9 protein-coding genes and 1 pseudogene are annotated in these 9650 nt (G+C 74.9%); 3 read left to right on the forward strand and 7 right to left on the reverse strand.

The window, feature by feature from the left end:
• Together GTW08_RS07950 and GTW08_RS07955 are read right to left on the reverse strand one after the other, a co-directional pair.
• Nucleotides 1-268: pseudogene (locus GTW08_RS07950) on the reverse strand (S-methyl-5-thioribose-1-phosphate isomerase); the annotation flags it as partial.
• 105 nt (nucleotides 269-373) lie between these two features.
• Nucleotides 374-1726 carry a PQQ-dependent sugar dehydrogenase gene (locus tag GTW08_RS07955; RefSeq protein ID WP_073575002.1) on the reverse strand — a complete coding sequence of 451 codons (1353 nt, stop codon included), beginning with the start codon at nucleotides 1724-1726 and terminating at the stop codon, nucleotides 374-376.
• A gap of 69 nt (nucleotides 1727-1795) precedes the next feature.
• On the opposite strand from GTW08_RS07955, the gene GTW08_RS07960 reads away from it, so the two are divergent.
• The gene (locus tag GTW08_RS07960; RefSeq protein ID WP_073575001.1) at nucleotides 1796-2215 is read left to right on the forward strand and encodes an SRPBCC family protein; all 420 of its coding nucleotides are present in this window, start codon (nucleotides 1796-1798) and stop codon (nucleotides 2213-2215) included.
• On the opposite strand, the gene GTW08_RS07965 is transcribed toward GTW08_RS07960, so the two are convergent.
• The 3 genes from GTW08_RS07965 to GTW08_RS07975 are packed head-to-tail and all read right to left on the reverse strand — an operon-like array spanning nucleotide 2152 to nucleotide 5479.
• Nucleotides 2152-3039 carry an alpha/beta fold hydrolase gene (locus tag GTW08_RS07965; RefSeq protein WP_073575000.1) on the reverse strand — a complete coding sequence of 296 codons (888 nt, stop codon included), beginning with the start codon at nucleotides 3037-3039 and terminating at the stop codon, nucleotides 2152-2154. The genes GTW08_RS07960 and GTW08_RS07965 overlap by 64 nt on opposite strands.
• Nucleotides 3036-3896 (reverse strand): SDR family NAD(P)-dependent oxidoreductase, encoded by an 861-nt coding sequence (locus GTW08_RS07970; protein ID WP_073574999.1) that lies wholly within the window; start codon nucleotides 3894-3896, stop codon nucleotides 3036-3038. The genes GTW08_RS07965 and GTW08_RS07970 overlap by 4 nt, the downstream gene beginning before the upstream one ends.
• Entirely contained in the window at nucleotides 3896-5479 is a 1584-nt protein-coding gene (locus GTW08_RS07975; protein WP_073574998.1) for a flavin-containing monooxygenase, read from the reverse strand. Before GTW08_RS07975 ends, GTW08_RS07970 begins: the two co-directional genes overlap by 1 nt.
• A gap of 118 nt (nucleotides 5480-5597) precedes the next feature.
• Here GTW08_RS07975 and GTW08_RS07980 point away from each other — a divergent pair, with 118 nt between their 5' ends.
• Together GTW08_RS07980 and GTW08_RS07985 are read left to right on the forward strand one after the other, a co-directional pair.
• The gene (locus tag GTW08_RS07980) at nucleotides 5598-6629 is read left to right on the forward strand and encodes an AraC family transcriptional regulator (protein ID WP_073574997.1); all 1032 of its coding nucleotides are present in this window, start codon (nucleotides 5598-5600) and stop codon (nucleotides 6627-6629) included.
• Nucleotides 6630-6884: 255 nt separating this feature from the next.
• Nucleotides 6885-7121: a hypothetical protein gene (locus GTW08_RS07985; protein ID WP_073574996.1), complete on the forward strand. Its 237-nt coding sequence runs from the start codon at nucleotides 6885-6887 to the stop codon at nucleotides 7119-7121.
• Here GTW08_RS07985 and GTW08_RS07990 read toward each other — a convergent pair.
• Complete coding sequence (locus GTW08_RS07990; protein WP_073574995.1) at nucleotides 7100-8107, reverse strand: DUF5914 domain-containing protein; 1008 nt, start codon at nucleotides 8105-8107, stop codon at nucleotides 7100-7102. The genes GTW08_RS07985 and GTW08_RS07990 overlap by 22 nt on opposite strands.
• A gap of 23 nt (nucleotides 8108-8130) precedes the next feature.
• Nucleotides 8131-9650, reverse strand: a 1520-nt coding sequence (locus GTW08_RS07995; protein WP_237453644.1) for an FAD-dependent oxidoreductase, incomplete at its 5' end; no start/stop codon positions are given.

Below are 9650 nucleotides of genomic sequence, written 5' to 3' on the forward strand. Positions count from 1 at the left end.
CGACGGCGATCCGCTCGGCCGCGGACCGCACCGCGGCGACGGCGACCGGCGTCGCCGTGCCGTGCAGGGACGCGGCCAGCGCGACCCCGAAGGCGCCGGTGATGCCCAGGCTCGGGGCACCGCGCACGGCCAGCGACCGGATCGCCTCGATCAGCTCGTCGACGGTGCGCAGGTACAGGTGCTCGGTCGCGCCGGGCAGCGCGCGCTGGTCGAGCAGGACCACCGCCGGGCCGCCCTCGTCGTCGCCGGCCCAGTCCACGATCCGCATCGCCCCGTACCCTCCCCGGTCGTCCGCCCTCGGGCGACCGGGGTGAACCTACCCCGGCGCCGCGGGCGGCCGGGCCGACTGCGGCCCCGGTCACGGGCGGGCTGCTCACCGGCCGGGTGGCGCCACCCGGTAGACGGCACCGGCGTCGTCGTCGGTCACGTAGACCGCGCCGTCCGGCCCGGCGACGGCCGCGACCGGCCTGCCCCAACGCGCTCCGGACGGGTCCTGGAACCCGCCGACCAGCGTCTGCTGCGCGCCGAGGCGCCCGTCCCGCCAGGGGAAGAACGACACCTCGGGGGCCCTCGGCGGGTCGGCGTTCCAGGAGCCGTGCACCCCGGCCAGGGCCCCGGCCGCGTACGGCGCGGGCAGCACCCCGTCGGTGAACGACAGCCCCAGCGGTGCCGAGTGCGCCGGGAAGGACTGCTCCACGGGGGCCAGCGCCGCACAGTCCATCGCGCGCCCGCCGGGGTTCAGCTCGGCGTCGGCGACCAGACCGACGTCGGTGAAGTCCTGCGCGGAGCCGGCGACGCCCGGGTCGGTGTCCGGGTCCGGGTTGCAGAACGGCCAGCCCAGCTCGCGGCCCGGGGTGAGCCGGGCCAGCGGTTCGGCCGGATGGTCGGTGACGTAGGCGTCGACGACCTTCCCGAACGACGAGGCGCCGGCGTCGCCGTAGGGCCGGTCGTAGGGGTAGGGCACGTTGTCGCGGCCGTTGACCGCGGTCCAGACCGAGCCGTCGGGCGCGGTGGCCAGCCCGGTGCCGTTGCGGACCCCGGTCGCGAACGGCGCGGCGGGCCCGCCGGTGGGCGGCATCCGCAGGATCGACGCACGCGGGGGAGTGGCGTCCCGGTCGGCGACCGAGATGTTGCCGGTCGACCCGACCGAGACGTAGACCGCGCCGTCCGGGCCGACGGTGACCGACTTCAGCTCGTGGCCGTAGGCGCCGCGCAGGTCGGGGGAGTTGGCGTCGGGCAGGCCGGGGACGACGACCCGCCGCCCGGTCGCCGCGCCGCGGGCCCAGGCGTACGCCGACACCTGGTTCGACTCGGCGACGTAGAGGGTGCCGCCGTCCGGGGAGAACGCGAGCCCGTGCGGCTGGGTGAGCCCGTCGAGCAACGGCCGCTGCTCACCGGTGCGCGACAGCGCCAGCACCCGGCCGTCGTCGGGCACCGAGACGAGCAGCTCGCCGTCCGGGGTCCAGACGGCCAGCCGGGCGTTCGGGACGCGGGCGAGGACCGACACCGTCCACCCGGCCGGGACGAGCGCCTCGCGGGGCTCGTCGAACGGGGCGGTCGCGGCCCCGGGCGGCACCGACACCGTGACCGGCACCAGGTCCGCGCCCGCCGCGGCGACCGGGGCCTCGGCGCCGGACAGCGCGTTGGTCACCGGGTTGGGACCGGTACCGCAGGCGGCGAGCAGGGGGAGCGTGACCAGGGCGGCCAGCCACGGGGCGATCCGCATGAACCCGACGCTACGGCCGCAACCGGCCCGTCGCGCGGCGGGGGCGCGCAGCCGCCAGGATCGTCGTCGATGCGCCTGACACTGCACGCCCGCGGCCCGCAGCCCGCCGACGAGGTCTGGGAGCGCTACGCCGTGCCCGCCCGCTGGCCGGAGTGGGCGCCCTACATCCTCGGTGTCGACACCGCGGCGGACCGGATACGCCCCGGCGTGACCGGGCAGGTCCGCGGCCCGCTCGGCGTCACGGTGTCCTTCGCGGTCACCGAGGTCGACGAGCGCGCCCGCACCTGGGCCTGGGACGTCGCCCTCGGCGCCGGCGCCTCCCCGCTGAACCGGGTGCGGCTGAGCCTGGACCACGGCGTGCGGCCGTCCGGGGCCGGTACCCGGACCTGGCTGACCGTGCACGGCCCGCCCGCCGTGGTCCTGCCCTACCTGGTGCCGGCGCGGCTGTCGCTGGAGATGCTGGTCCGCCGCCCCGCCCGGGCGAGGTGATCGCACGCCAGCGTCGCGAACGCCCCGGGCACCTCGATCTGGGGCATGTGTCCCACCCGGCCGAACACGTGTGTCGTGACCTGCGGGAGCCGGCCCGCCGCGCGCAGCTGGGCCGCGGGCAGGATCAGGTCCCGTTCACCCCACACGACCAGGGTCGGCTTCGGGGCGCGGGCGAACGCGTCGAGCAGCGCGCGCCGCCAGCCCGGCCGGACCCCGCGGACGGTGCCCAGCTCGGCCGCGACCTCGGCGAAGGTCCGGGCGAACTCCGGCCGCCGCGCGATCTCCACGGCGCGGGCGACCCGCTCGTCGGTGACCAGGGAGCCGTCGACGAACAGGGACCGCTCCGAGCGTCGCGCCGCCGTGGCGTCCAGGTGGCCCAGCAGGAACCGGCCCAGCAGCGGCACCCCGATGACCCGCAGCGCGGGGGTCACCTCGGCGCCGAACCCGGCGGGGTCGGCCAGCACCAGTGAGACGACCCGCTCGGGGTGCCGGGTGGAGATCAGCAGCGCGACGGCGCCGCCGAGCGAGTTGCCCATGACGTGCGCCGGCCGGGTCTCGCCGAGCGCGTCGAGGGTGGCGAGCGCGGTGTCGGCGAGCTTCTCCAGCGTCGCCGGGCCGGGCACCCGGTCGGAGTGGCCGAACCCGGCCAGGTCGAGCGCGACCACCCGGTACCGGGACAGGAACTCGTGCTGCGGGTCCCAGTCCTCCAGACTGCGGCCGATCCCGTGCAGCAGCAGGACCGGCTCACCGGCGGGGTCGCCGGTCTCGCGGACCCGGATCCGGGTGCCGCCGACGTCGACGAAGCGGGTCTGCGGGAGGGTCATCGCGTGCGCGCCGCCTTCGCGTTCCCCGAGGCGCCCACCAGCTTCGCGAAGATCCGGATGCTGTTCGCCGGGGCGAGCCGGGCCAGCAGGTCCGGGACCTTCGCGCTGATCCCGATGAGCAGCCGCGGGCGGCGCTTCGCGATCGCGTCGACGATCAGCTCGGCGGCCTTCTCCGCGGGGAAGGTCAGCAGCTTCTCGAAGTCCTTCTTGCCGCGCTCGGCCTCCTCGGCCGGGATGTTGACCCCGACCCGGGCGCCGGCGGCGATCCCGGTCCTGATGCCGCCCGGGTGCACCGTGGTGACGGTGGTGCCCACCTGGGCGAGCTCGGCGCGCAGCGCCTCGGAGAAGCCGCGGATCGCGAACTTCGACGACGAGTACGCCGACTGCCCGGGCGGGGCGATCAGCCCGAACAGGCTGGACACGTTGACCACGTGCGCGCCGGGCCGTGCGGTCAGCGCGGGCAGCAGGGCGTGGGTCAGCCGCACCGGGGCGCGGAAGTTGACGTCCATGACCCAGTCGAACTCGTCGAGGGTCAGCCGGGCGAAGTCCCCGCCGAGCGCGACGCCGGCGTTGTTGACCAGCAGCCTGATCTCCGGGTGGCCGGCGAGGATCCGGGTCGACAGCGCGTCGACGGCGTCGCGGTCGGCCAGGTCGACGGTCTCGGTGGTCACCGACAGGCCGGGGTGCTTCGCGCGGATCGCCGACGCGACGGTGTCGAGCCGGTCGCCGTCGCGGTCGACGAGCACGAGGTCGCTGCCGCGCTCGGCGAGCAGGCGGGCCACGTGCTCGCCCATGCCACCGGCGGCACCGGTGACGACGGCGGTGCCCTCGGCGAAGCGGAACGGTGAGCGGGCCATCAGGAGGCCACCTCCTGCTGTGCGGTCGCCGGGGTGGCGACGGTATCCGCGGCGATGCCGGACGCGGTCGGGGTGGGGACGCGGGCGTCGCGGGCACCGAGCGCCGAGGCGGGGGTGAGGATCATGTCCCGCTTGAGGTCGGCGCGGCCGAGCCCGACGGCGTCGAGGAAGAAGTTCTGGTGCAGCCGCCACGGGTCCTTGCGGCCCTGGCGCGGGAACAGGTGCTCCGAGCGCTTCACGTAGTTCGACTCGATGTCGAGCAGCGGCCGGTCCGGGGACGCGGTCGGCGCCGGCGTGGCGACGGCGATCTGGTCGCGGTCCATCAGCGCGAGCAGCTTGGGCACGTAGCGGGCGACGAGGTCGGCGCGCAGCGTCCAGGACGCGTTGATGTAGCCGATGCAGAACGCCAGGTTCGGCAGGCCCGACAGCATCAGGCCGCGGTAGGTGACGGTCTTGCCGATGTCGACCTGCTCGCCGTCGACGTGGATCGTGATGCCGCCCAGCGGGCTCAGCGACAGGCCGGTCGCCGAGACGATCACATCGGCCTCCAGCTCCTCGCCCGACCGCAGCCGGATGCCCTTCTCGGTGATCCGCTCGATGTGGTCGGTGACGACCGAGGCGTCACCCCGGTTGATCGACTTGTAGAAGTCGCCCTCCGGGATGACGCACAGGCGCTGGTCCCACGGGTCGTAGCTCGGGGTGAAGTGCTTGTCCACGTAGGACTCGTCCTTGAGGAACTTCAGCGCGAGGCCGCGCAGAACCTTCTTCACACGCTCCGGGCGGCGCCGGGCGAGCTGGTAGAACGCCTGGGTCAGCGTCACGTACTGCAGCCGCAGGATGGCGTGCGCGACCTTCGCGGGCAGGAAGCGGCGCAGCTGGTCGGCGACCGGGTCCTTGCTGGGCAGCACCGTGAGGTACGACGGCGAGCGCTGCAGCATCGTGACGTGCCCGGCCTTCGCGGCCAGCGAGGGGATCAGCGTGACGGCGGTGGCGCCGGACCCGATGACGACGACCTTCTTGCCGGTGTAGTCGAGGTCCTCCGGCCAGAACTGCGGGTGCACCCAGGTGCCGGCGAAGTCCTCCCGGCCCGGGAACTCCGGCTGGAAGCCCTTGTCGTAGTCGTAGTAGCCCGAGCACATGAACAGGAACGAGCAGGTGTAGCGCTTCGGGCCCTGCGCGGTGGTGGTGTCCACCGTCCAGCGCGCAGTGGCCGAGTCCCAGGACGCACCGACGACCTTCGTGCCGAAGCGGATCCGCTCGGTCACGCCGTACTCGCGGGCGGTCTCGGTGATGTAGCGGCGGATGTCGGCGCCGTCGGCGATCGACTTCGGCTCGCGCCACGGCCGGAACGGGTAGGCCAGGGTGAACATGTCCGAGTCCGAGCGGATGCCCGGGTAGCGGAACAGGTCCCAGGTGCCGCCGATGTTCTCGCGGCCCTCGAGGATCGCGTAGTCCTTGCCGGGCAGCTCCTGGTGCAGCCGGGCCGCGGCGCCGATGCCGGAGAGCCCGGCCCCGACGATGATCACGTCGCGGTGCTCGACGGCGGTGCTGTCCGGAGCGGGCGTCGTGCCGGCCTGCGTCATGTGGTCCTCCTCATCGGGCGCGTCCGCGCTGACTACCTCTGTCGACCGAGATCCAGTCTGCCCTAAACCTACCCGGAGTAACTTGACCTGGCGCGACAACAACTTACCCTCGTACGACATGGGCACCGGATCACTCACCCGGGCGAGGGCGTTGCGGGGGCTCGTCGCGCTGGTCGGCGAGCTGGGCGGCGACGGAGCGGCGCTGTTCGCACGGTTCCGCATCCCGATCGACGCCGTCGAGGGGACCGACCCGGACGCGCTGGTCCCGACCAGGTCGGTGGCCCGGGTGCTGGAGACCGCGGCCGCCGAGCTCGGGTGCGGCGACCTGGGCCTGCGCCTCGCGCAGCGGCAGGGCCCGGAGATCCTCGGGCCGCTCGCCGTCGCCGTCCAGAACTCGGCGACCCTCGGCGACGCGCTCGACTGCGCCTCGCGCTACCTCTACGTGCACAGTCCGGCGCTGACGATCGGCGCCGTCGCCGACCCGGAGGGCGTCGCCGGGGTGACCGGGCTGGAGTACGGCAGCACCGACCCGCTCCCGCCGCAGGTCGCCGACCTGGGCGTGGGGGTGCTGCACCGGATCGTCGGGCTGCTGTCGGGCGGGCCCTACGGGCTGCGGTCGGTGCACCTGCCGCACACCGCTCCCGCCGACGCCGACCGCTTCCGGGGCTTCTTCGGCGCCGAGGTCCGCTTCGACCGGCCCGCCGCCGTGCTGCGGGTGCCCGCCGATCTCGTGCGACGACCGCTGGCCGGCGGCGACGAGACCGTGCGCGCCATCGCCATCGAGTACCTGGAGACCCACTTCGACCGGCCCGGGCGCACCGTCACCGACCGGGTACGGGCGGCCGTCGACCGGTCGCTGGGGTCTGGGCCGGTGCGGATCGGCTCCGTCGCCCGGCTGCTGCGGGTGCACCCCCGCACCCTGCAACGTCACCTCGCGGTGGAGGGGACGACGTTCGAGCAGGTCGTCGACGACGCCCGCCGGGACACCGCCGAGCGCCTGATCCTGCGGACCGACCTCCCGTTCACCCAGGTCGCGGCGATGATCGGGCTGGCGGAGCAGTCGGCGCTGTCCCGTGCGTCGAGGCGCTGGTTCGGGAGGCCTCCGCGGGAGCTGCGCAAGGCCGGACCGGCCGGGCTGCCGGTGGCCTGACGACTCCGCCGGCCCCGCGTCCGCGACCGGCTGCGCGTTGCGTGGACGCTCCAGGGTGGGCGGGACCCATGATCGTCGTCCGGGGGGGGGATCGGTGCCGTATGTGGCACCGATCCCCTCCGAGAAACTGATCATGAACGTCCAGCCCCGTCTCCGGTGGCCCCGATCCACCGCGCCGGCCCTGCTCCACTCGCCACGATGCCCCGGACGGCGGATGCGTTCTGAGCGCCGCCGTGACCGACACCGTGAGCACTGGTGGCCGTGCGCGACGAGCTGCACGCCGCCGGGATGTCGATCGCCTACAACGTCGGCGTCCTGCAGGTCGGCGGCACCGCACCGCTGGTGTTCACGACCCTGCTCGACACGACGGGGTCGCCGGTCTCACCGGCGTACTCCATGGTGTCGGTGGCGGTCGTCTCGGTGCCGGCCGTCACCGTGGCCCGGCGCGGCTTCGCCCAGCGCCGACGGTCCTACCGGGCGCGCAGCGCGTAGCGGCGCTCGGCGTAGTCGAGGTCGTCGCGCCACAGCCGGGTTGCGGCCGCGGCCATCGCCGGGCGGATCGCCGGGGCGAGCTTCGAGGCCACGGAGAACCCGGGCCGGTCCGACCCGGCGACGACGGCCTCGATCACCGCGGTCCGGGGCCGCCCGTCGCGGTCGGTGCCGCGCGGGGTCGCGTGGGTCTCGACGACCGAGCCGACGCCCTCGCCGGAGACGATGCGCATCACCACCGTCCGCGGCTCCGGACACACGAACTCCGCCCGCACCGGGACGCCGAGCCCCGGACCGACCTTGAAGGTGACGGTGACCAGGAAGCGGTCGTCGGACTCGTCGACGTCGGTGACGGCGGGCGCGGAGTCCACCGTCAGCTTCTGGAACGAGTACGGGTGGAACCAGGCGCCGTGCCACGGGTCGAGCCGGTTGGCGACGATGTCCTCGGGCTCGCACACCCCGACCAGGGTGGTCACGGCGTCGAGGACCGCGCCGGCCGGGCGGGCCGGGACGACCGGGGCGTCGGTCGGCTCCTCACCGCCGACGTCGTCGAGCCGCGCCCAGACGAGCACCCCGTCGTCGTGGACGGGGTGCACCGCCCAGCCGGGGCCGGACCGGGCGCCCAGGCGCAGCCCGTGCCAGCGGCACACCAGCTCGCCGCAGTCGACTGCCGCCAGAGCCATCGGCGCACCGAGGTGCGGGCAGGCGCCGGGACCCACGCGCACCGTCCCGTCCTCCTCCCGCCACGCGACGAGCTCGACCCCGCCGATGCGCACGCCGAGCGGCCGGTCGCCGCGGATCTCCCGGCTCGCGGCGACCACGAACCAGTTCCCCGACGGGCGCGCCTGCGCCCGCTCCAGCGCGGCCGAGATCAGCTTCGGGTCCGCGCCGGCGTAGGTCGGCTTCTGCGCCGCCCACTTCTGGGACGGCAGCGGTTGCAGCGGCCAGTGGGACGGCCAGTTCGCGGTGAGACGGGAGAGCAGGGTCATGACGTGGTGTCCTTCGACGGGTGTCAGGTGCGCATCGCGTACTCGGCGGCGCGCCGCAGCGGACCGAGGCGGCCGCTGGTGGGGACGGTCTCGAGCGGGTGGCCGGCCAGGCCCCAGCCGGCGAGCAGCCGGTTCGCCGCCTGCCAGCCGGTGCTCGCGGCGCGCTCCATGAGCGCGACCGGCAGGTCGATCCGGACGCCGTCGCCGGCCAGCACCAGGCCGTCGACGGGGGTGGCGACGGTGGGCCGCCGCGCGAAGTCGCCGACGCCGAACATCGGGCAGTCCTCGCGCCACTGGACGAGCTCGCCGACCGCGCGGGCCCGCGCGGTCTCCGGGTAGAGCTCGTGCAGTCGCGCGACGCAGCGCTCGCGCAGCCCGGCGGTCCAGGCGTCGTCGTCGACGCCGGGTGGCGGGGCCGCCGAGTAGGCGTGCAGCTCCACCACCGAACCGCCGTGGCGGGCGGCCCAGCCGGCCGCGTCGTGCTCGTAGCGGTCGAGCACGGAGATGTTGTCGAGCGGGTCGAGCCCGCCGGTGCCCAGGAACGGCGGCCGGGACGCGTCGACCGGGGTGTCGAGCCACAGCCGCTGCACCAGGAACGGTGGCGCGCTGCCGAGCGCGGCGACGTCGGCGCGCCAGCGGTCCAGCGCGCCGGGCCCGTCGACGGTGGAGACCTGCTCGCCGAGGTCGGAGGACGCGGCGACGACCGAGCGCAGCCCGCGCACGTCGGTCGCGAGGACCACGGCGTCGGCTGCGGTACCGCCGGCGGAATGATTCACGTGGAACCGTCCACCGTCGACGGACCCCCCTCGCTCCAGTGAGGACACCGTGACCCCGGTCCGGAACGTGACACCGCGGGTGGTCAGGTAGTGGCGCAGCGGCTCCCACAGCGCTGTGTCGAAGCCCGCGTCGGGCACGTCGAACATCAGGCCCTCGGAGGAGCCGAGGAAGTAGATGTGGAACATCGTCGCGAGCTCGGCGGCCGACATCGTCGAGGGCGGCGCGAAGAAGCTGCGGGAGAACACCTCGAACGCCAGGTGCCGGGCCGCGGGCGGGAAGTTGATCGACTCGACGAAGCTCTGCGCGTCGAGGTGGTCGATCGCCTCGTAGATGCCGGGCACGCTGACCGCGGCCAGCGGCGCGGCGGCGCGGGCGTCGAGCCGCAGCAGGTCCGACGGGCGGAACGTGGGGCTGCGCAGCGCGAACAGCACGGCGTTCCACGGGGGCGTGCGCGGCAACCCGCGGAAGGTGTCCCGGCGCCCCTGGGCGTCGACGAGCGGGTAGTCCTCCAGCGGCACCAGCCGCTCCAGTCCGGGGTCGCCGCGGCGCAGCAGCGCGCGCAGGTTGTAGTACTGCCGGAAGAACGCGTGGAAGCCGCGGCTCATCGACACCGGCGTGCCGTCGGGCAGCGTCTCCGACCAGCCACCGACCCGGCCGCCCAGGTAGGGCTCGCGCTCCAGCACCTCGACGGCGACGCCGCGCTCGGCCAGCCCGGTCGCCGCGGCCAACCCGGCGATCCCGCCCCCGACGACGACCGCCCGCGGCC

Origin of the sequence: Pseudonocardia sp. SID8383, assembly GCF_009864975.1 — a bacterium.
GTDB classification, from domain to species: domain Bacteria; phylum Actinomycetota; class Actinomycetes; order Mycobacteriales; family Pseudonocardiaceae; genus Pseudonocardia; species Pseudonocardia alni.

Excerpts from the sequence above, each read along its gene's own strand:
- GTW08_RS07955 (WP_073575002.1), bottom strand. The coding sequence starts at position 1,726 with ATGCGGATCGCCCCGTGGCTGGCCGCCCTGGTCACGCTCCCCCTGCTC.
- GTW08_RS07960 (WP_073575001.1), top strand. The coding sequence starts at position 1,796 with ATGCGCCTGACACTGCACGCCCGCGGCCCGCAGCCCGCCGACGAGGTC.
- GTW08_RS07965 (WP_073575000.1), bottom strand. The coding sequence starts at position 3,039 with ATGACCCTCCCGCAGACCCGCTTCGTCGACGTCGGCGGCACCCGGATC.
- GTW08_RS07970 (WP_073574999.1), bottom strand. The coding sequence starts at position 3,896 with ATGGCCCGCTCACCGTTCCGCTTCGCCGAGGGCACCGCCGTCGTCACC.
- GTW08_RS07975 (WP_073574998.1), bottom strand. The coding sequence starts at position 5,479 with ATGACGCAGGCCGGCACGACGCCCGCTCCGGACAGCACCGCCGTCGAG.
- GTW08_RS07980 (WP_073574997.1), top strand. The coding sequence starts at position 5,598 with ATGGGCACCGGATCACTCACCCGGGCGAGGGCGTTGCGGGGGCTCGTC.
- GTW08_RS07990 (WP_073574995.1), bottom strand. The coding sequence starts at position 8,107 with ATGACCCTGCTCTCCCGTCTCACCGCGAACTGGCCGTCCCACTGGCCG.